Raw genomic sequence first — 21,251 nt, 5'->3', positions numbered from 1 at the left:
CACGGGCGTCTGCGGTCAGCTCGCCGACGCGCATCCGCTGCGCGCATGACCCGATGCGCACCGCGCCACGTACACTGGTGCGGTGCGCATCATCTTTGCCGGAACCCCTGAGATCGCAGCCACCGTGCTGCGCCGAATCATCGACTCACCCCACGAGATCGCCGCCGTGGTCACCCGCCCGGACGCCCCGCAGGGGCGCCGCCGCCGTCTGACGCCGAGCCCTGTGGCCGCGCTGGCAGAGGCCGAGGGCCTGCCCGTCGTCCGTGCCACGCGCATCACCGCCGAGGCGCTCGACGAGATCCGTGAGACCGCCGGCTCAGTCGACCTCGGGGTCGTCGTCGCCTACGGCGCGATTCTGCCTGACGACCTGCTCGACCTGCCGGCGCACGGCTGGATCAACCTGCACGTCTCGCTGCTGCCGCGCTGGCGCGGCGCCGCCCCCGTGCAGCGGGCGATCGCAGCGGGGGATGCCCCGCTCGGCTTCTCGGTCATCGGCGTGACGAGCGAACTCGACGCCGGCGACGTCTACGAGCAGCAGACGGTAGCGGGTCTCGACGACGCGACAGCCGGCGAGGTGCTGCGGCGCATGGGCGTCGAAGGCTCAGAGAGCGTCGTGGCCGTGGCGGATTCCCTGGCCGCCGGCACCGCGCATCCTGTCGCACAGAAAGGCGAAGTGACCGTGGCCGCCAAGCTCGATCGGGAGTTCGGCCGCCTGAGCTGGACGCAGCCTGTCGCTCAGGTGTTCGACCGCTGGCGCGCAGCGACGCCCGAGCCGGGAGCGTGGACGACCCTCGACGGCGACACCTGCAAGGTCCTGCGTCTGGGACGACCTGATCCGGCGGCCCAGACGCCGTCGCTTCAGCCGGCCGGCAGCGTCGTGCTGTGGCAGCGCCGTGTGCTCGTGGCGGCAGCCGACGGCTGGCTCGAACTGCTCGAGGTGCAGCCCGCCGGCAGACGCGGCATGGCGGCCCATGACTGGGCCAACGGTCTGCGCCAGCAGGGCGCCGCGGCCGACCAGCCTTTGGCGGTGTTCGCATGAGCCGGAACGATCGCCGATCAGACCGGCCTCAGGGCCGCCGACACGATTCCGACCGCAATGAGCGTGGCGGCGACCGCCCGCAGCAGCGTCGAGCCGACCCGCGCCGGCTCGCGCTCGGCGTGCTCGAAGAGGTCGACGCCAACGACGCCTATGCGAACCTGCTGCTGCCGGCCCGCCTGGCAGACAGCGGCCTCGAACCGCGAGACCGCGGCTTCGTCACCGAACTCGTCTACGGCACCCTGCGCTGGCGAGCGCTCTACGACGAGCTGATCAGCCGCGCCGCACGTCGCGACGCGAGCGAACTCGACCGACGCGTGCGCGACATCCTGCGTCTCGGCGCCCATCAGGCGCTGCACATGCGGGTGCCCGGGCACGCCGCGGTCAATGAGACGGTGTCACTGGCGAAGCGCACACGCGAGGCGAAGGCTGCGGGCCTGATCAACGCCGTCATGCGTCGACTCACCGAGCGCAGCCTCGACGAGTGGGTGAGCGTGCTGCAGGCCGAACTGCCCGCCGACCGGTACCTGAGCGTGCGCTGGTCGCATCCCGAGTGGATCGTGCGCGCCCTGCGCAAGTCGCTCGCCGCCGACGGACGCGACGGAGACCTCGAAGCGCTGCTGGCCGCCGACAACGCCGCACCGGCCGTCAACCTCGTCGCACTGCCGGGCGTCGCCGATCGCGCTGACATTCCGGGCACCACGGCGAGCCCGTTGTCGCCGTTCGGCGCAGTGCTCGAACACGGCGATCCGATCGAGCTGTGTCGACGCGGCGTGCGAGTGCAGGACGTCGGCTCTCAGCTGGCGGCCCTCGCGCTCGCGGCCGCATCCGACGGCGCCGACCGACCCGGTGCATCCGCCGACGACGAGGGCGAGCGCTGGCTCGACCTGTGCGCCGGGCCCGGCGGCAAGACCGCCCTGCTCGCCGCTCTCGCCGCTCAGCGCGACCCGCGGGCGGCGCTGCGCGCGAACGAGCCGGTGCCGCACCGCGCCGATCTGGTGCGGCGGGCGCTGGAGGAGTCCGGGTTCGGCGCCGTCACCGTCGACCAGCACGACGGCGCCACCGAGCTCGAACGGGTGTCAGGGCAGTGGCAGCGGCTGCTGATCGACGCACCGTGCACCGGGCTGGGAGCGCTGCGACGTCGGCCCGAGTCTCGCTGGCGCAAACAGCCGACCGATCTGCGCGATCTCACCGTGCTGCAGCAGCGGCTGCTCGACTCGGCCGTCGCCTCGGCACGCTCTGGGGCGCTGATCGCCTATGTGACCTGCTCGCCGCATCTGGCCGAGACCCGCAGACAGATCGACGGGCTGCTGTCGCGGCACGCGGGCGCGCTCGACGTGCTCGACACCGCGGGCATACTCGTCGACGCTGAGGCCGGGCTCGGCTCCGGAGCAGCGTCCGGTCTCGGAGCGAGTGACAGACCTCTGGTCGGCTCAGGAGCTCCAGGGCTGCAGCTCTGGCCGCATGTGCACGCGAGCGACGGCATGTTCGTCTCGGTGCTGAGGAGGCGCTGATGGCTCCGCACAGCTCGCCAGAGACGGCGACGGGCCCCATCGCGCTGCCCGAAGGCGTCGACGGCTCGAAGCGGTTGTCGCGACAGCCGCGACGCAGCGGCCTGATGCTCGGCATCGGCACCTATCTGATCTGGGGATCGCTGCCGCTCTACTTCGTGCTGATGTCGCCGACCGGGCCGTTCGAGCTCGTGGCCGCCCGCGTCGTCTTCTCTGCCGTGTTCTGCGCGCTGCTCGTCACCGCGACCCGACAGTGGCGTCATCTCATCGCGCTGTTTCGCGACGCGCGTGTGCTGCTGACGCTCACCGCCGCCGCGCTGCTGATCTATGCGAACTGGCAGCTGTACGTGATTGCGGTGACCACCGAGCACGTGCTCGAGGCCTCGCTCGGCTACTTCATCAACCCGATCGTGACGATTCTGCTCGCGGTGTTCGTTCAGCACGACCGTCTCGGCAGGATGCAGTGGATCGCCGTCGCGCTGAGTGCGGTCGCCGTGGTCGTGCTGGTGGCGGCCTATGGGCAGATGCCCTGGATCGGACTCGGACTGGCGTTCAGCTTCGGGTTCTACGGACTGATCAAGTCGAAGGTCGGCGAGCGCGTCGACGCGATCAGCGGCCTGACGATCGAGACCACGCTGCTGCTGCCGGTCGCCGTGGTCGTGCTGCTGCTGGTCGAGTTCGTCGGAACAGGTCTCACCTTCGGGCGCACCGGCCTGGGCCATTCGCTGCTGCTGGCCTCGGCCGGTGTGGTCACGGCGGTTCCGCTGATCACCTTCGCGGCGGCATCGCGCCGACTGCCGCTCAGCTGGATCGGCTTTCTGCAGTATCTGGGCCCGACGCTGCAGTTCGTCATCGGCGTCACCGTGCTGCACGAGCCCATGCCGGCGAGTCGCCTGATCGGCTTCATGCTGATCTGGGCTTCGATCGTGCTGCTCATCATCGACGGCCTCATGCAGGGCCGCAGGCATCGCATTGCTAGACTCAGAGCCCGTGCCTGACAGACCAGTGAGCCCGCTGCCCGAGAACCAGCACCAGACCGGCGAGATCGGCGAGCGACGAGGCGACGGAGCCCCCGCCGCATCGGCGCCAGAGATCGAGCCTCGGTTTCAGCGACGGGCGGTGGCACTCGCCTCTGCCGCGGCGATGGGCGGCTTTCTCTTCGGGTTCGACTCTTCGGTGATCAACGGTGCGGTCGACTCGGTCAATCATCACTTCGCTCTCGGAGACGCGCTGACCGGGTTCGTGGTGGCGGTCGCACTGCTCGGCTCGGCCGCAGGGGCGATGTTCGCGGGTGCGCTCGCCGACCGCTGGGGGCGTCTGTGGGTGATGCGCATCGGCGCGATCATGTTCTTCGTCAGCTCGATCGGTGCGGCGTTCACGATAAGCGTGCCCGATCTGATTCTGTGGCGGGTGATGAGCGGCGTCGGTGTGGGCATCGCGTCGGTGGTGGCGCCGGCGTACATCGCCGAGATCGCTCCGCAGCGCATTCGCGGCGGCCTGGGGTCGCTGCAGCAGCTCGCGGTCACGCTCGGCATCTTCGCGGCGCTGCTCTCTGACTCGCTGCTGGCACATGGGGCGGGCGGCGCGTCGCAGGCGCTGTGGCTCGGCATGCCGGCCTGGCGGTGGATGCTGCTGGTCGGCGTAATTCCGGCCGCCGTCTACGGCGTGCTCGCGGTGGTGCTGCCGGAGTCGCCGCGCTATCTGGTGGCGGTGGGTCGTGAGCAGGCTGCGCGAGCGGTGCTGGCGCGGCTGACCCCGAGTCGTGCGCTGGAGGGCACGATCGGCGAGCTCGAGGCGGCTATCGCCACCGATCGCAGCCAGTCGAAGGCGTCGCTGCGCGGGCCCCGGCTCGGGCTGCAGCCGATCGTGTGGATCGGCATCGTGCTGTCGGTGCTGCAGCAGTTCGTCGGCATCAACGTGATCTTCTACTACTCGACCACGTTGTGGAAGGCGGTCGGGTTCACCGAGAGCGACTCGCTGACGATCAGTGTGATCACCTCGGTGACGAATGTGCTGGTGACGATCATCGCGATCGTGCTGGTGGACCGCGTGGGTCGGAGGCCGATTCTGCTGAGCGGGTCGGTGCTGATGGCGGTGTCGCTGGGGGCCATGGCGCTGAGCTTCTCGTTCGCGGTCGACGTGAACGGCGCACCCAGCCTGCCGGCACCGTGGAGCGTCATCGCGCTCGTCGCAGCCAACCTCTTCGTGATCGGGTTCGGGGCCTCGTGGGGGCCGCTGGTGTGGGTGCTGCTCGGCGAGATCTTCCCGAGCCGCATTCGCGGTCGGGCGCTCGGCCTCGCTGCCGCGGCGCAGTGGGTGGCGAACTTCTTGGTGACGGTGTCGTTTCCCTCGATGGGTGCGTGGTCGCTGCCGACCACCTACGGAATCTACGCGCTGGTCGCACTGTTCTCGTTCTTCTTCGTGCTGCGGCGCATTCCGGAGACGAAGGGCGCTGCGCTCGAGCAGACCGAGGCGATCTTCGCTCGCGGTGTGGCCGCGCGGCCTGGCAGATCGGCACAGCGGTGACAGGTCTGCGTCTGCACCGGCGCGAACGCTGAGCCGGGCTGCAGCAGCCTAGACTTGACCATATGACCGCCACCCGCCCCGTGCAGATCAGCCCCAGCATCCTCAATGCAGACCTCGGTGACCTGAAAGGCACGCTGCAGCAGATCGCCACGGCAGACACCGCGCACATCGACGTGATGGACAACCACTTCGTGCCGAACCTCACCTTCGGCGCACCTGTGGTGAAGTACATCCAGCAGTACTCGCCGATTCCGCTCGACGTGCATCTGATGATCGATGACCCCGACCGGTGGGCGCCGTCCTATGCCGAACTGGGCGCATCCGCGGTCACGTTTCACCTCGAAGCCGCGACCTCGCCTCTGAGCGTGGCACGCACGCTGCGGTCGCTCGGTGCCCAGGCCGGCATCGCGCTGAAGCCGGCCACCCCGGTCGAGACAATCATCGATCTGCTCGAATACTTCGACCGGGTGCTCGTGATGACCGTCGAACCGGGGTTCGGCGGTCAGTCGTACATCGAGGCGGGCACGACGAGAAAGCTGCGGATGCTTCGCGAACGCGCCGATCGGCAGGGACTCGACGATCTGGTGCTGCAGGTCGACGGGGGAGTCAACGCGCATACGGGCGCCATCGCGGTATCTGCCGGTGCGGATTCGCTGGTTGCGGGTTCGAGCGTCTTCGCCGCGGCGGATGCGCGGGTCGCGATCGCCGAGCTGCGCGCCGCTGCCGAGCTGGCTCGCCGAGGCTGACCGCGTCGCCGGTGCTGCTCGCAGCCGGCGAGCGCGGTCTGCGCCGAGCATGCGCCGGGATGCGCACAGGACGGATTCACGGGGTAGGCTTGACCACGATGAAGACGTTTGAAGAGCTGTTCAGCGAACTGACCGAAAAGGCCGCCACCCGCCCTGAGGGGTCGAAGACCGTCGTCGAACTCGACGCGGGCGTGCATGCCATTGGCAAGAAGATCGTCGAAGAGGCCGCCGAAGTGTGGCTCGCCGCCGAGCACGAGACCGATCAGGCGCTCGCAATGGAGGCCAGCCAGCTGATCTACCATCTGCAGGTCATGCTCATCAAGAAGGGCATCAGCCTCGAAGACGTCTACCGCGAACTCTGAGTCAGACGCTCCGACACGAGTCGGGCGGCACCCGGTCGCACCTTCGTCCGGTGTGATCGGATCGCGCCCAGACCTCACTCCCCGATAACCTGATTAGAGGCCTCGGTTCGCCCCGTCTGAGCCTGAGCCTCGTCTCTCGAGAAAGACAGAAAGTGCTGCGTGTAGCGATTCCGAACAAGGGCGTGCTGAGTCAGGCAGCCCTCGACATGCTGAGACAGGCTGGGTATGCGACCCGCCGCGACACCAAAGACCTCTATGTGCTCGACGAGCACAACGGTGTCGAGTTCTTCTACCTGCGCCCCCGTGACATCGCCACCTACGTGGGTGCCGGCGCGCTCGACGTGGGCATCACCGGTCGTGACTTCCTGCTCGACTCCGAGACCGAGGCAACCGAGGTCGACAACCTGCAGTTCGGCCGCTCGAAGTTTCGTCTGGCCGGCCCTGAGGGCAAGTACAGCACCCTCGAAGACATCGATGGTCTTCGGGTCGCCACGAGCTACCCGAAGCTGCTGGCCGACTTCCTCGCCCAGCACGACATCACGGTGAAGCTCGTGCACCTCGACGGAGCCGTCGAGAACGCCATTCGTCTCGGTGTGGCGGATGTCGTCGCAGACGTGGTCGAGACGGGCACGACCCTGCGCTACGCCGGGCTGCACATCTTCGGGCCGATCATCCTGGCGTCGTCCGCGGTGCTCATCGGAGCACCTCAGTCTCTGACGGACGGCCGTCTGATAGACGAAGCACGTGTGCTCAGCGAGCGTCTGCAGGGTGTCCGCGTCGCGCGCGAGTACGTGCTGCTCGACTACGACGTGCCGAAGACCGAGCTCGACGCAGCCATCCGGCTCACCCCGGGGCTTGAGTCGCCGACGGTCTCGCCGCTGGCGCGCGCCGACTGGGTGGCGGTGCGGGCGATGGCTCCGCGTGAGCACATCAACGACGCCGTCGACGAGCTCTACAAGACCGGTGCCCGCGCCATTCTGGTCAGCACCCTGAACACGGCGAGAATCTAGATGACGCTCGCGATCCGGGTCATTCCCTGCCTCGACGTCGCAGACGGCAGAGTCGTCAAAGGCGTCAACTTCAGGAATCTGCGCGACGAGGGCGATCCGGTCGAACTGGCGGCGCGCTACTACCGCGAGGGCGCCGACGAAGTGACCTTCCTCGACGTCACCGCCACGGTCGAGAACCGGGCGACGATGTATGACGTGGTGCAGCGCACCGCCGAGCAGGTGTTCATTCCGCTCACCGTCGGCGGGGGCGTGCGCGGCGTCGACCAGGTCGCTCGGCTGCTGGCGTCGGGCGCCGACAAGATCGGCATCAACTCGGCGGCGATCGCCCGTCCCGAGGTGCTCACCGAGATCGCCGACCGATTCGGTGCGCAGGTGACCGTGCTCTCACTCGACATCAAGCGCAGTCCGCGTACCGCATCCGGCTTCGTGGTCACCACGCACGGCGGCCGCACCGAGACCGACGTCGACGCACTCGAGTGGGCTCAGCGGGCCGTCGACCTGGGGGCCGGCGAGCTCCTGGTCAATTCGATCGACGCTGATGGCACTCAGAACGGCTTCGACCTCGACCTGATCGCTCGGCTGCGGGGGCTGGTCGCTGCACCGATCATCGCCTCCGGGGGCGCCGGCACCGTCGCGCACTTCGTCGAAGCCGCCCATGCAGGTGCCGATGCCGTTCTCGCCGCGAGCGTCTTCCACCGGCAGCAGGTCGCCATCCCCGACGTTAAACAGGCTCTGGCCGACGCAGGCTTCGAAGTGCGGGCCGTGCCCGACGCTCATGACGGACTGGGCACCACCGATTTCTCCGTCACCGAGGCGACGCAGGCCGCAGCAGCGTCTCAGAATCAGGAATGACCATGACCACGCTCGACGACATCCGCTACAACGACCAGGGGCTCGTGCCCGTCGTCGTGCAGCAGCATGACTCCGGCGAGGTGCTCATGATGGCGTGGATGAACGCCGAGACCGTGCGACTCACCATGGCCGAGGGACGCACCGTCTTCTGGTCGCGTTCGCGACAGCAGATCTGGCGCAAGGGCGAGACCAGCGGTCACACCCAGCGCCTCGTCACCCTCGACGCCGACTGCGACGGCGACACCCTGCTCGCACGCGTCGATCAGATCGGCGCGGCCTGCCACACCGGCACGCGAACCTGCTTCACAGGCCGTCGTCTGTGGAGCGAGATCGAGGAGTCATGATGACCACCGCATTCGGATCGGCCGCGACCACTCGTGAGCGGTTCCGCGAACTCGCCCAGAGCCATGCGATCGTCCCGGTGGTGCGTCGCGTCCTGGGCGACTCTGAGACCCCGATGGGCGTCTACCGCAAGATCGCCGACTCGCGCCCGGGCACGTTCCTGCTGGAGTCGGCCGACAGCGCCGGCGAGTGGGGGCGGTTCTCGTTCGTCGGCGCGTCGTCCTATGGCACGCTGACGACGGATGCCGCCGGACGCCCGCGGTGGAATGACGAGTCACTGAGCGCCGAGCGTGCATTCGGCGGCGACACGCCGGAGCGTGCGTTCGACGCGATTCAGACCATCGTGCGCCGCTGGCGCACCGCACCGGTGCCCGGAGTCCCGCCGCTGACCAGTGGCCTGGTCGGATTCGTCGCCTGGGACGCCATCCGCGAACTCGAGCACATCGAGCGACGCAACCCGCCCGAGACGAACGCCCCAGTGGTGAGCCTGTCGTTCGTGCGCGATCTGGTCGCGATCGACCATCGCTACGGCACGATCTGGCTGGTGCACAACGCGCTGGTAGACGCTGACAGCGATCTTGACGCACTGTGGCAGGAGTCGCAGGATGCCCTGGGCTCGCTGGTCGCAGAGCTCGCCGAGCCCACGCCGGCCACAATCGACGACGTGGACTTCGACGTCGAGCCGCAGGCCGCCCACCGCACCGAGAGAGGCGACTTCCTCGCCGCCGTGGAACAGTCCAAGCAGCACATCGTCGCAGGCGACATCTTCCAGGTGGTCATCAGCCAGCGCTTCGACCTCGAGACGCAGGCCGACCCGCTCGACGTGTATCGGGTGCTGCGCACGCTGAACCCCAGCCCGTACATGTATCTGCAGACGCACCGCGGCACCGACGGAGAGCTGCTGCATGTGGTCGGCTCGTCGCCCGAGGCGCTCGTGAAGGTGACCGACGGGGCCGTCGTCTCGCATCCGATCGCAGGCTCGCGGCCTCGTGGCACGACCCCGGAGCGCGACGCACATCTGGCCGACGAACTGCTGGCCGATGAGAAAGAGCGCTCGGAACATCTCATGCTCGTCGACCTTGCGCGCAACGATCTGCTCAAAGTCTGCGAGCCGCACAGCGTGCGGGTCAGCGAGTTCATGATCATCGAGCGGTTCAGCCACATCATGCACATCAGCTCGTCGGTCGAGGGCGTCACCCGCGCAGGCGTCGACGCCGTTGACGTGCTGGCGGCCACCTTTCCGGCCGGCACGCTCAGCGGCGCCCCCAAACCGAGGGCGCTTGAGATCATCGAAGACCTCGAGCCCGTCGGGCGCGGCGTCTACGGGGGAGTGGTCGGATACTTCGACTTCGCCGGCAACGCCGATCTGGCCATCGCCATCCGCACCGCTGTGCTGAGCGGCGGCCGAGCCACGGTGCAGGCCGGCGCCGGCATCGTCGCTGACTCGGTGCCTGAGAGCGAGTACCAGGAGTCGCGCAACAAGGCGGCCGCTCCGCTTCGGGCCGTGGCCATCGCATCCACCGTGCGACCCGCCGCCGATCGACGCGAGCGAACGGGTCGGGCATGAGCGAGCATCCCGCAGCGGCCACGGCAAAGCAGCCGACCCGATCACGGGGAAGTGGCCGGGGCGGAGTCGTCGTCATCGGGCTGGCTCTGGCCGGGGTGCTGACCCTGTCCGCATCACAGCCATGGCTGGACTGGTCGGTGGGGTCGGCCCACGGAGCCGTGCACGTCACCGGGCAGCAGGCCGTCGGAGCGGTGCAGGCCTACGGCCTCACAGCGCTGGCCGTGACGGCTGTGATGGGGCTCAGCGGCGTCGTGCTCACGCGGGTGCTCGCGGTGATCGAGGGCGTGATCGGAGCGGTCACGATCTGGTCGGTGCAGACCGTGTGGAGGGAACCGCTGGCCGTCAGCCTGAACCAGCTGGCCGAGGCGACCGGTGTCTCCGGCCCCCGCACACTGGCGACTTTGGTGGGCGAGCCGACGTCGACCGGCTGGGTCTGGGTGGCGCTGGCCGCAGCAGCGCTGATCGTGGTGCATGCGGTGTGGGTCTTCGTCGTCGCCGGACGCTGGAAGCGCACCGTGCGTCGTTTTCAGAAGCCGACCGCAGCGTCGGTCTCAGGCCCGAGCCCGGTGGATGCGGCCGAGTCGGCCCAGACCTGGGACGCCTTCTCCGTGGGAATCGACCCGACCGAGAACGACGACGACCTCGACGACGGGGCTGGCGACCGAGCGCGCAGGCTCAACGGCGGCCCGGACGATCCGGGTACACTTGAACAGAATCCGAGACCTCGAGGAGAGCAATGAGCGAGATCAGCGAAGAAATCATCAATCCCGGCCACGGCAACTCGCCGGCCGCATGGACGGCGGTGATCATCGTGCTGGCGGCTTTCATCATCGGCACCATCGCGTTCGTGGCCGGTCATCCGGTGGGCGTGCTCGTCGCTGCGATCGTCGCTGCCGTGGGTGTGATCGTCGGCGTCGTGCTCTCGAAGGCAGGGTTCGGTGCGCACAGCCCGAGGTATGCGCACAAGTCGCACTGACCGATGACCATTCTCGACAGCCTGTATGAGGCTGCGCTGAGCGATGCCGCAGTGCGCGAGGCGCAGACGCCGCTCGCAGAGGTGCAGTCGCTGGCTGCGGCCCAGCCTCCCGCACGAGACGGCTATGCGGCGCTGACCAGAAGCGATCACATCCACGTGATCGCCGAGGTGAAGCGTGCCAGCCCCTCGCGCGGCGATCTCGCCGACATCCCCGATCCGGCGCTGCTCGCCGAGACCTACGCCGCCAACGGGGCCTCAGTCATCTCTGTGCTCACCGAGCGCACGCGCTTCAAAGGGTCGCTCGACGACCTGCGCGCGGTGCGTCAGCGCGTTCGCGTGCCGGTGCTGCGCAAAGACTTCATCGCCACTGAGTACCAGATCGTCGAGGCGCGTGCCGCCGGCGCAGACCTGGTGCTGCTCATCGTCGCCGGTCTCTCAGAGAGCCGGCTGCGCACTCTGCGCGAGCTGGCCGAGTCATTGGGCATGCACGCACTGGTCGAGACGCACAATGACGACGAGGTGCGGGCAGCCGTGGCCAGCGGTGCACGCATCATCGGAGTCAACGCGCGTGACCTCAAAGACTTCGCCGAAGATCCGTCGCGGTTCTCCGCCCTCGCCGCACAGATTCCCGACGACGTCGTGAAGGTCGCCGAATCTGCGGTGCGCACCGCAGAAGACGTGCGCGACTATCGCGCCGCCGGCGCAGACGCCGTGCTGGTGGGCCAGGCCTTGGTCACGGGAGACCCGGCAAAGCTGCTGCCGCAGTTCACCGGGGTCTGAAGTCGATTCGACCGAGTCGGCCGCACATCCCGACCAGGTCACAGGCAGGCGATCGACCGATCAGCCTCCGCCGGCACCTCGCTCGTGCGGCCGGCCCGGCCGAACAAATTCTTGTGGCACTCCTGCACACAGAGGACAATCTGTGTGGGTGAACGAACAGTGTGGAAGGAACGCATGACGAAGCTCAGCGAGACGACAGGGCCGTACTTTGGCGCCTTTGGCGGCAGGTTCGTGCCCGAGCCGCTCATCACCGCACTCGACGAGCTCGATCGCACCTGGCATGAGGCCCAGGCCGACCCTGAGTTCCAGGCCGAGATCGAACGGCTCGCCCGTGACTACACCGGTCGGCCGTCGCTGCTCACCTTCGCCCCGCGGCTCAGCGAGCTGGCCGGGGGCGCGAAGATCTGGCTCAAACGCGAAGACCTCAACCACACCGGCGCGCACAAGATCAACAACGTGCTCGGGCAGGCGCTGCTCGCCAAACGCATGGGCAAGACACGGCTGATCGCCGAGACCGGGGCTGGCCAGCATGGTGTCGCCACGGCGACCGCTGCGGCGGTGTTCGGCTTCGAATGCCAGATCTACATGGGCGAGGTCGACATCGAGCGCCAGGCGCTCAACGTCGCTCGCATGGAGCTGCTGGGAGCCGAGGTGGTGCCTGCACGCACCGGTTCGCGCACGCTGAAAGACGCCATCAACGAGGGGCTGCGCGACTGGGTCGCCAACCTCGACACGACGCACTATCTGATGGGAACCGTCGCCGGGCCACATCCCTTCCCCGAGATCGTGCGCGATCTGCAGAAGGTCATCGGCGACGAGGCACGCGAGCAGCTGTCAGAGAAGATCGGTCGGCTGCCCGACGAAGTCATCGCCTGCGTCGGCGGCGGCTCGAATGCCATGGGCATCTTCAACGCGTTCCTCGACGACCCCGAAGTGGCACTGCTCGGCATCGAAGCCGGCGGCGAAGGCATCGACACACCTCACCATGCGGCGACGATCGAGCGCGGCCGCTCCGGCACCCTGCACGGTGCCAAGAGCTATCTGCTGCAGGACGACGACGGCCAGACCATCGAGAGCCATTCGATCTCTGCCGGCCTCGACTACCCGGGCGTCGGCCCGGAGCACTCATGGCTCTCTGACATCGGACGTGCCCGCTACGAGGCGGTCACCGACGACGAGGCCATGAGCGCCTTCCGCGACCTGTCGCGCACCGAGGGCATCATTCCGGCGATCGAATCCGCACACGCCGTCGCCGGTGCCATCCGTGAGGGCCGCCGGCTCGGACCCGACGCCGTGCTCTTGGTCTCGCTCTCCGGCCGCGGTGACAAAGACATGGAGACCGCGGCACGCTATTTCGGGTACATCACCGACCCCGAGCAGATGGCCGGACCCGGCGAGCAGAGGCCCGCCGACACGAATCAGTCCGCGACCAAGGAGGAACGCCGATGAGCGTCGAACCGCTGCTGCGCACCCGTGCCGAATCCGGTGACGATGGTGCTCATGGCTCCCTGATCGGATACCTGCCGGTCGGCTTCCCCGATTTCGACGCGAGTGTGGACGCCGTGGTCGCAATGGCCGAGCACGGCGTCGACGTGATCGAGCTGGGCGTGCCGTACTCAGATCCCGTCATGGACGGCCCGGTCATCCAAGCGGCCACCGGTGCGGCGCTTGAGCGCGGCTTCCGCGTCTCGGACGTCTTTCGTGCGATCGAGGCGATCCGCCGTCGTGTCGACGTGCCCGTGCTGGTCATGTCGTACTGGAATCTCGTTCTGCAGCACGGCGTCGAAGAGTACGCCCGAGACCTGCAGCAGGCGGGCGGCGCCGGGCTCATCACTCCCGACCTGGTGCCCGACGAGGGCGCCGACTGGATCACCGCGGCTGAAGCGCACGATCTCGACCACGTCTTTCTCGCTGCTCCGACGTCGTCGGACGAACGACTGCGGCTGATCTCCGACACCTCGCGCGGCTTCGTCTACGTGGTGTCGACCATGGGCGTCACCGGCACCCGCACCGAGGTCGACGAGCGCGCAGGCAAGCTCACCGCCCGACTGCGTGCGTTCACCGACCGCCCCCTTGCGGTCGGCCTCGGCATCTCGCGCCCCGATCAGGTCGCCGACGTGCTCGGCTACGCCGACGGCGCCATCGTGGGGTCGGCGTTCGTGCGGGCTCTGCGAGACGGAGGAGCGTCCGCCGTCGCGACGCTCGCCGAGCAGCTCGCTGACGGCAAGACATCCCGAGCGACCGCTTAGACCGCCGCTCGAGCAGAAGAGACTAGGATACGAGTCGTGAATCTCGCCAGCTTTCCCACCCCCGGCACCGGAGCGTTCTCCATCGGGTCGCTCACCATCCACTACTACGGTGTGATCATCGCCATCGGCATCGTGCTCGCCTGCTGGGTCACGGGTGTGCGCCTGAAACACCGTGGGGCCGACGGCTGGGCCGTGCTCGATGTGGCGCTGTGGGCGGTGCCGTTCGGCATCATCGGCGGGCGCCTCTACCACGTCTTCACGCACCCGGCCGACTACTTCACCGGCACCGGCGACCCGCTGCGCTTTCTCTACATCTGGGAGGGCGGTCTGGCGATCTTCGGCGCACTGCTGCTCGGCGTGGTGGGAGCCGTCATCGGCACGCATCTCGCCGGCCTGCGGCTGACCACGCTGCTCGATGCGGCGGCCCCCGGCATCCTGCTCGCGCAGGCACTCGGCCGGTGGGGCAACTACTTCAACAACGAGCTCTTCGGAACCCCGACGAACCTGCCGTGGGGCATTCAGATCCCGGCGAGCAACAGCGCCTTCCCGGTGGGACTGCCCGAAGGCACGCTCTTCCACCCGGCCTTTCTCTACGAATCGCTGTGGAACCTCATCGGCGTGCTCGTGCTGCTCTGGGCCGGGCGCCGCTTCGCGCTGCAGTGGGGCCGTCTCTTCGGTCTCTACCTGGTCTGGTACGGCATCGGCCGATTCTTCGTCGAGGGCATGCGCCTCGACCCGATCGCCGTCTTCCTCGGAGCGCGTCTGAACCAGTGGGGCGCCGTCGCCGTCGTCGTCATCGGCCTGGTCATCATGTTCGTGCAGGCGCGCCGTCACCCCGGTGCCGAGCCGAGCCCGTACCGGCCGGAGCATCTGGCCCGGCTCGAGGCGCTCGAGCAGGTCGCCGTCTCGTCTGCTGCCGTCGACGCCGATTCGGCGGATGCCGAGGTCGCCTCCGCAGCAGACTCGAAAGCCAGCGAGCGCAGCTGACATCGGCGCAGGTTCTGTAACGTGCCTGTAACACAATGTGAGATTCCGGTAACAATAGCCGGATAAAGTTGGACTTCCTCGCTGGATCAGCATGCGATGTCATGGCGCCGTAACACGGCCGTCATGAACACGAGCTCTCGTGACCATGAGCGCATACGAGCAGACGCTTCTGAGCCGGCGCGCATGAAGGAGTCCTACAATGCAGAGTCACTCCGCATCCACTGCAGAGCATCGCCATTCGGGCACAGCGCCCGACTCCGAATTCACCCGGTTCAGTCACATCCCCGGCGATGCCGGTCTCTACCGACGTGAAGCCGAGAAAGACGCCTGCGGGCTGGCCATGGTGGCCACCCTGCGCGGAGCACCCGGCCACGACATCGTCGATCACGCGCTCAACGCACTGCGCAACCTCGAACACCGCGGTGCCGTCGGATCTGACGCCGGCACAGGTGACGGCGCCGGCATTCTGCTGCAGATTCCGCATCGCTTCTTCAGCGAGGTCGTCGACTTCGCCCTGCCGGACAAAGGCGAGTACGCCGCCGGCATGATCTATCTGCCGCTCGATCAGGTGCAGCGCGAACGCGCGAAGCGCACCATCGATCTCATCGCCCGCGAAGAGGGGCTGACCGTGCTCGGATGGCGCGAAGTGCCCACCGACGACAGCGCCATCGGCACCCAGGCGCGGGAGACGATGCCGGCCTTCGAGCAGATCTTCGTGGCTCGACTGGGAGTCGACGGGCCGACCGCTCGCGGCATCGAACTCGACCGCATCGTCTACCGGCTTCGGCGCCGTGCCAGCAAGACCACAGACGTCTTCATCCCGTCGCTGTCGAGCCGCACCATCGTCTACAAAGGCATGGTCACGACGCTGCAGCTCGAGCCCTTCTTTCCCGACCTCTCTGACGAACGCTTCGAGACCGAACTGGCGCTGGTGCACTCCCGGTACTCGACCAACACCTTCCCGTCGTGGCCCCTCGCGCAGCCGTTCCGCATGATCGCGCACAACGGCGAGATCAACACGGTGAAGGGCAACCGCAACTCCATGAGAGCCCGTCAGGCGGACATCTCCAGCCCGCTGCTCGGCGACCTCAGCGGTCTCACTCCGCTGGTCTCCGACGGCGGCAGCGACTCCGCGTCGTTCGACGAGACGCTCGAGCTGCTGCACCTCGGCGGTCGTTCGCTGCCGCACGCGGTGCTGATGATGGTGCCCGAGGCGTGGGAGCACAACGAGCACATGGACCCGGAGCTCAAGGCGTTCTACGCCTACCATGCCACCCTGATCGAGCCCTGGGACGGGCCGGCGGCCATCTCGTTCACCGACGGCACGCTCGTCGGCGCGACGCTTGACCGCAACGGCCTGCGCCCGGGACGCTACGTGATCACCCGCGACGGGCTCGTCGTGGTCGGCAGCGAGACCGGCGTCATCGACGTCGCACCAGAGAACGTGATGCGCCGCGGGCGGCTGCAGCCCGGTCGCATGTTCCTGGTCGACACCAAGGCCGGTCGCATCGTTCCAGACAGCGAGGTCAAGCAGACGCTCGCCGAGCAGAAGCCGTGGAAGAAATGGCTCGACGACGTGCAGGTCTCTCTGAAGGATCTGCCGGAGCGCGAGCACATCCTGCACACCCGTGCCTCGGTGTCCCGTCGTCAGCGAACCTTCGGCTACACCGAAGAAGACCTGACCATGCTGATCGGCCCCATGGCTAAGGCCGGCGCCGAACCGCTCGGCGCGATGGGCACCGACACGCCGATCGCCGCACTCAGCGAGAAGCCGCGCCTGCTCTTCGACTACTTCACCCAGACCTTCGCCCAGGTCACCAACCCGCCGCTCGACTCGATCCGTGAGCAGCTGGTGACAGCGCTCTCTGCGGGCATCGGGCCAGAGCAGAACCTGCTCAGCCTCGAACCGGCCTCGGCTCGTCAGGTGCGGATCGACTTCCCGGTCATCACCAACGACCAGCTCGCGAAGATCCAGCACGTCGGTCGCCGCAGCGGCTTCACCGGCACCGTCACGCTGCGCTCGACCTACCCGGTGCACGACGGCGTCACCGGTCTGCGCCGTCGCCTCGACGAGATGTGCGACGAAGCGCTTGCCGCCGTGCAGCGCGGCGTCGAGTTCATCGTGATCAGCGACCGCGACTCGACAGCCGAACAGGCCCCGATTCCCTCGCTGCTGGCCATCGGCGCGATCAACCACCACCTGGTGCGACAGGAGTGTCGCCGCCGAGTCGGTCTGATCGCCGAAGCCGGCGATGTGCGCGAGGTGCACCACGTCGCGACTCTGCTCGGCTACGGCGCGAGTGCAGTCAACCCGTATCTGGCCATGGAGAGTGCAGAGGATCTTGTGCGCTCCGGGCTGGTGCAGGGCGTCTCGGCCGACACCGCGGTGCGCAACCTGATCAAGGCGCTCGGCAAGGGCGTGCTCAAGATCATGTCGAAGATGGGCATCTCGACGGTGGCCTCCTACGTCGGTGCGCAGACCTTCGAAGCGGTCGGCATCTCCCAAGAGGTCATCGACGAGTTCTTCACCGGCACCGTCTCGAAGCTCGGCGGCATCGGCCTGCTCGAGATCGAGCACGACAACGCCCGACGCCATGCACTGGCGTACCCTCTCGAACCTGCGGCCACCGTGCATCAGCAGCTGCCGGTCGGCGGAGAGTACAAGTGGCGCCGCGACGGCTCCGCTCACCTCTTCAACCCCGACACGATCTTCCGTCTGCAGCACTCCACCAAGACCCGTCGCTACGACATCTTCAAGGAGTACACCGATCTCGTCGACGACCAGTCGCGCGAGCTCAAGACCATTCGCGGGCTCTTCCGTCTGCGCACCGAGCCCGGCCAGAGCATCCCCATCGACGAGGTCGAACCGGCCAGCGAGCTGTTCAAGCGGTTCTCGACCGGCGCGATGAGCTACGGCTCGATCTCGCAGGAGGCCCACCAGACCCTCGCGATCGCGATGAATCGCATCGGCGGCAAGTCCAACACCGGTGAGGGCGGCGAAGACCTCGAAAGGCTGCTCGACCCCGAACGGCGCAGCTCCATCAAGCAGGTGGCCTCGGGGCGCTTCGGGGTGACCAGCATGTACCTGGCGCACGCCGACGACCTGCAGATCAAGCTCGCCCAAGGAGCCAAGCCCGGCGAGGGCGGCCAGCTGCCGGGAGCGAAGATGTACCCGTGGATCGCGCGCACGCGGCACTCGACGGCGGGAGTCGGACTGATCTCGCCGCCCCCGCATCACGACATCTATTCGATCGAAGATCTCAAACAGCTCATCTTCGATCTGAAGCGGGCCAACCCGAAGGCGCGCATCCATGTGAAGCTGGTGAGCGAGAACGGCATCGGCGCCGTGGCCGCGGGCGTCGCCAAGGCCAAGGCCGACGTGGTGCTGGTCTCAGGCCATGACGGCGGCACCGGCGCCAGCCCGCTGAACTCGCTGAAGCATGCGGGCACTCCGTGGGAGATCGGCCTGGCCGAGACGCAGCAGACGCTGCAGCTCAACGGGCTGCGCGACCGCGTCGTCGTGCAGGCCGACGGCCAGCTCAAGACCGGACGCGACGTGATCATCGCCGCACTGCTCGGGGCCGAGGAGTTCGGGTTCGCCACGACGGCACTGGTCGTCGAGGGCTGCATCATGATGCGCGTCTGCCACAAAGACACCTGCCCGGTCGGCGTCGCGACGCAGAACCCTGAGCTGCGTTCGCGTTTCACCGGCAAGGCCGAGCACGTGGTGACTTTCTTCGAGTTCATCGCCCAGCAGGTGCGCGAGTACATGGCCGAGCTCGGTGTGCGCACCATGGAAGAGCTGATCGGTCGCACAGATCTGCTCGATGTGGCCCCGGCCGCTACAGAGCTCAAGGCACAGGGGCTCGATCTCGACCCGATTCTGCACGGACCGGAACTGCCCGCCGACGCACCGAGACGACATCTCGTCAACCAGGATCACGAGCTCGAGCAGCACTTCGACAATCAGCTCATCGCACTCTCTCAGGCCGCGATCGAGACCGGCGAACCAGTGCACATCGACCTGGGTATCCGCAACACGGAGCGTGCGGTCGGCACCATGCTCGGCTACCACGTGACGATGGCACACGGAGCCGAAGGGCTGCCCGACGGCACGATCGACGTCACCCTGCACGGCTCGGCCGGGCAGTCACTGGGCGCCTTTCTGCCGCACGGCGTCACGCTGCGTCTCGAAGGCGACAGCAACGACTATGTCGGCAAGGGTCTCAGCGGCGGACAGCTCGTGCTGTACCCGCCTGCCGGCACCCGCTTCGTCGCCGAGCACAACGTCATCGCCGGCAACGTGATCGGCTACGGGGCGACCAGCGGCACGATGCTGCTGCGGGGGCTCGTCGGCGAACGCTTTCTGGTGCGCAACTCGGGAGCGACCGCCGTGGTCGAGGGCGTGGGCGATCACGCGCTCGAGTATATGACGGGCGGCGTGGCCGTCATTCTCGGCCGCACAGGCCGGAACATCGGCGCCGGCATGTCGGGCGGCATCGCTCTGGTGCATGATCTCGAGCGCGATCGCATCAACGTCGAAGCGCTGGCGGGCAACGAGCTGCAGCTGCTCGAGCTGGACGCCGACGACATCGCGCTGCTGCACGACCTGCTTGAACGTCACCGCATCGAGACCGGGTCGACGGTCGCCGAGCGCATGCTCGCCGACTTCGACGAGACGGTCACGCACTTCACCAAACTGCTGCCGACCAACTACGCTCGTGTGCTGCGTGCCCGGTCGGACGCCGAGGCGCAGGGGCTTGACCCCGACGGCGCCGAGGTCTGGAACACGATCTTGGAGGTCACTCGTGGCTGACCCACATGGTTTTCTCACCGTTCGCAATCGCGCCCTGCCCAAGCGGCGTCCGGTCGACGTGCGCATCATGGACTGGAAAGAGGTCTACGAGCGCCAGGATCCGCTGCAGCTGCAGGAGCAGTCGTCGCGCTGCATGGACTGCGGCGTGCCCTTCTGTCACAGCGGCTGCCCCCTCGGCAATCTGATCCCGGAATGGAACGATCTCGTCTGGCGCCAGCATCCGAAGGATGCCATCGAACGGCTGCACGCGACCAACAACTTTCCCGAGTTCACCGGACGCCTCTGCCCGGCACCCTGCGAGTCGGCCTGCGTGCTCGGCATCAACCAGCCGGCGGTCACGATCAAGCAGATCGAGGTCTCGATCATCGACCAGGCCTACGATCGCGGCTGGGTCGAGCCGCACCAGCCGGAGCGTCTGAGCGGCAAGAGCGTGGCCGTCGTCGGCTCAGGCCCGGCAGGACTCGCCGCGGCGCAGCAGCTCACTCGTGCCGGGCACACTGTGGTCGTCTATGAACGCGACGACCGCATCGGAGGGCTCCTGCGGTACGGCATTCCCGACTTCAAGCTCGAGAAGAAAGTGCTCGACGCCCGACTGAACCAGATGATGGCTGAGGGCACCCGCTTCCGCAGCGGCGTGAGCGTCGGCACCGACATCTCGTGGCAGCAGCTGCGTGAGCGCTTTGACGCCGTCGTCGTGACCACGGGCGCGACCACGCCGCGAGACCTGCCGATGCCGGGGCGGGAGCTCCACGGCATCCACTTCGCGATGGACTATCTCACCCAGGCGAACCGAGTCGTGGCCGGCGACGAGGTCGCCGACCAGATCGACGCGCGTGGCAAGCACGTCATCGTCATCGGCGGCGGCGACACCGGTTCAGACTGCATCGGCACCGCGATCCGGCAGGGGGCGGCATCGGTGACCAACCTCGCCATCGGCCGCCAGCCGGGCATCACCAGGTCGAATCACGAGCCCTGGCCCACCATGCCGAAGCTCTTCGAGGTCTCGACCTCGCACGAAGAGGCCGACGGACACGGCGGCGAGCGGAGGTTCCTGGCCTGCACCGAGGCGTTCGTCGGCGACGATGACGGACACGTACGTGCACTGCGCATCGCCGAGACCGAGTACCGCGCCGACGGTTCGCGAGGCCCGAAAGACGGCACCGAGAGCGATCTGCCGGCTGACTTGGTCTTCATCGCGATGGGCTTCACCGGTCCCGAGGTCAACGGCGCAGACGAGCAGATCGGCCTGTCGACGACGGGCAGGGGCGCGCTGGAGCGCGAGAACGACTACTCGACCGACGTCGACGGCGTGTTCGTCGCGGGCGACGCCGGACGCGGACAGTCGCTCATCGTCTGGGCGATCGCAGAGGGCCGGGCCGCCGCCGCGCAGGTCGACCAGTACCTCGAGGGCGAGACCGTGCTTCCGCGGCCGGTCGCGGCCAACGACCGAGCGATGAGCGTGCGATGAGCGTGCGATGACCCGACATCGGC

General features: G+C 67.8%; 18 protein-coding genes. All 18 read left to right on the top strand.

Going from position 1 to position 21,251, the window contains the following annotated elements:
• Positions 1–82: 82 nt before the first annotated feature.
• The 18 genes from fmt to F8O07_RS08050 all read left to right on the top strand — a co-directional run bounded on the left by fmt (position 83) and on the right by F8O07_RS08050 (position 21,228).
• Positions 83–1,039 carry a methionyl-tRNA formyltransferase gene (gene fmt / locus F8O07_RS08135; protein ID WP_158031563.1) on the top strand — a complete coding sequence of 319 codons (957 nt, stop codon included), beginning with the start codon at positions 83–85 and terminating at the stop codon, positions 1,037–1,039.
• Positions 1,036–2,550 carry an RsmB/NOP family class I SAM-dependent RNA methyltransferase gene (locus tag F8O07_RS08130; RefSeq protein WP_158031562.1) on the top strand — a complete coding sequence of 505 codons (1,515 nt, stop codon included), beginning with the start codon at positions 1,036–1,038 and terminating at the stop codon, positions 2,548–2,550. The genes fmt and F8O07_RS08130 overlap by 4 nt, the downstream gene beginning before the upstream one ends.
• Positions 2,550–3,545 carry an EamA family transporter RarD gene (gene rarD / locus F8O07_RS08125; RefSeq protein WP_225733226.1) on the top strand — a complete coding sequence of 332 codons (996 nt, stop codon included), beginning with the start codon at positions 2,550–2,552 and terminating at the stop codon, positions 3,543–3,545. The genes F8O07_RS08130 and rarD overlap by 1 nt, the downstream gene beginning before the upstream one ends.
• Positions 3,546–3,690: 145 nt before the next feature.
• Positions 3,691–5,073, top strand: a complete 1,383-nt coding sequence (locus tag F8O07_RS08120) for a sugar porter family MFS transporter (RefSeq protein WP_158031855.1) — start codon at positions 3,691–3,693, stop codon at positions 5,071–5,073.
• Between the two features lie 62 nt (positions 5,074–5,135).
• On the top strand, positions 5,136–5,819 hold the full coding sequence (gene rpe, locus F8O07_RS08115; RefSeq protein ID WP_158031561.1) for a ribulose-phosphate 3-epimerase: 684 nt from the start codon (positions 5,136–5,138) through the stop codon (positions 5,817–5,819).
• 98 nt (positions 5,820–5,917) lie between these two features.
• Complete coding sequence (locus F8O07_RS08110; protein ID WP_158031560.1) at positions 5,918–6,181, top strand: phosphoribosyl-ATP diphosphatase; 264 nt, start codon at positions 5,918–5,920, stop codon at positions 6,179–6,181.
• A 152-nt stretch (positions 6,182–6,333) separates the two neighbouring features.
• Positions 6,334–7,191: an ATP phosphoribosyltransferase gene (gene hisG / locus F8O07_RS08105; RefSeq protein ID WP_158031559.1), complete on the top strand. Its 858-nt coding sequence runs from the start codon at positions 6,334–6,336 to the stop codon at positions 7,189–7,191.
• A complete protein-coding gene (hisF, locus tag F8O07_RS08100; protein WP_158031558.1) occupies positions 7,192–8,043 on the top strand; it encodes an imidazole glycerol phosphate synthase subunit HisF in 852 nt (283 codons plus the stop codon). It abuts the gene before it with no gap.
• A complete protein-coding gene (gene hisI / locus F8O07_RS08095) occupies positions 8,040–8,387 on the top strand; it encodes a phosphoribosyl-AMP cyclohydrolase (protein WP_192496709.1) in 348 nt (115 codons plus the stop codon). The genes hisF and hisI overlap by 4 nt, the downstream gene beginning before the upstream one ends.
• Positions 8,387–9,952 carry a chorismate-binding protein gene (locus F8O07_RS08090; protein WP_318655643.1) on the top strand — a complete coding sequence of 522 codons (1,566 nt, stop codon included), beginning with the start codon at positions 8,387–8,389 and terminating at the stop codon, positions 9,950–9,952. The genes hisI and F8O07_RS08090 overlap by 1 nt, the downstream gene beginning before the upstream one ends.
• Positions 9,949–10,692 (top strand): Trp biosynthesis-associated membrane protein, encoded by a 744-nt coding sequence (locus F8O07_RS08085; protein ID WP_158031555.1) that lies wholly within the window; start codon positions 9,949–9,951, stop codon positions 10,690–10,692. Before F8O07_RS08090 ends, F8O07_RS08085 begins: the two co-directional genes overlap by 4 nt.
• A 5-nt stretch (positions 10,693–10,697) precedes the next feature.
• Positions 10,698–10,928: a DUF6704 family protein gene (locus tag F8O07_RS08080; RefSeq protein ID WP_412973462.1), complete on the top strand. Its 231-nt coding sequence runs from the start codon at positions 10,698–10,700 to the stop codon at positions 10,926–10,928.
• A gap of 9 nt (positions 10,929–10,937) precedes the next feature.
• Complete coding sequence (gene trpC / locus F8O07_RS08075) at positions 10,938–11,708, top strand: indole-3-glycerol phosphate synthase TrpC (protein ID WP_412973613.1); 771 nt, start codon at positions 10,938–10,940, stop codon at positions 11,706–11,708.
• 174 nt (positions 11,709–11,882) lie between these two features.
• Positions 11,883–13,157, top strand: a complete 1,275-nt coding sequence (gene trpB / locus F8O07_RS08070) for a tryptophan synthase subunit beta (RefSeq protein WP_158031552.1) — start codon at positions 11,883–11,885, stop codon at positions 13,155–13,157.
• Positions 13,154–13,957 carry a tryptophan synthase subunit alpha gene (trpA, locus tag F8O07_RS08065; protein WP_158031551.1) on the top strand — a complete coding sequence of 268 codons (804 nt, stop codon included), beginning with the start codon at positions 13,154–13,156 and terminating at the stop codon, positions 13,955–13,957. Before trpB ends, trpA begins: the two co-directional genes overlap by 4 nt.
• A gap of 36 nt (positions 13,958–13,993) precedes the next feature.
• A complete protein-coding gene (lgt, locus tag F8O07_RS08060) occupies positions 13,994–14,944 on the top strand; it encodes a prolipoprotein diacylglyceryl transferase (RefSeq protein WP_158031550.1) in 951 nt (316 codons plus the stop codon).
• 199 nt (positions 14,945–15,143) lie between these two features.
• Entirely contained in the window at positions 15,144–19,760 is a 4,617-nt protein-coding gene (gene gltB, locus F8O07_RS08055) for a glutamate synthase large subunit (RefSeq protein ID WP_158031549.1), read from the top strand.
• Positions 19,753–21,228 (top strand): glutamate synthase subunit beta, encoded by a 1,476-nt coding sequence (locus F8O07_RS08050; RefSeq protein WP_158031548.1) that lies wholly within the window; start codon positions 19,753–19,755, stop codon positions 21,226–21,228. Before gltB ends, F8O07_RS08050 begins: the two co-directional genes overlap by 8 nt.
• The last annotated feature ends 23 nt before the right edge of the window (positions 21,229–21,251 follow it).

It is taken from the genome of Pseudoclavibacter sp. CFCC 13796 (genome assembly GCF_008831185.1).
In the GTDB taxonomy this organism is placed as follows: domain Bacteria; phylum Actinomycetota; class Actinomycetes; order Actinomycetales; family Microbacteriaceae; genus Pseudoclavibacter_A.
Note: the sequence above shows the minus strand (reverse complement) of the source record. Positions and strands in the feature narration are given on the sequence as shown.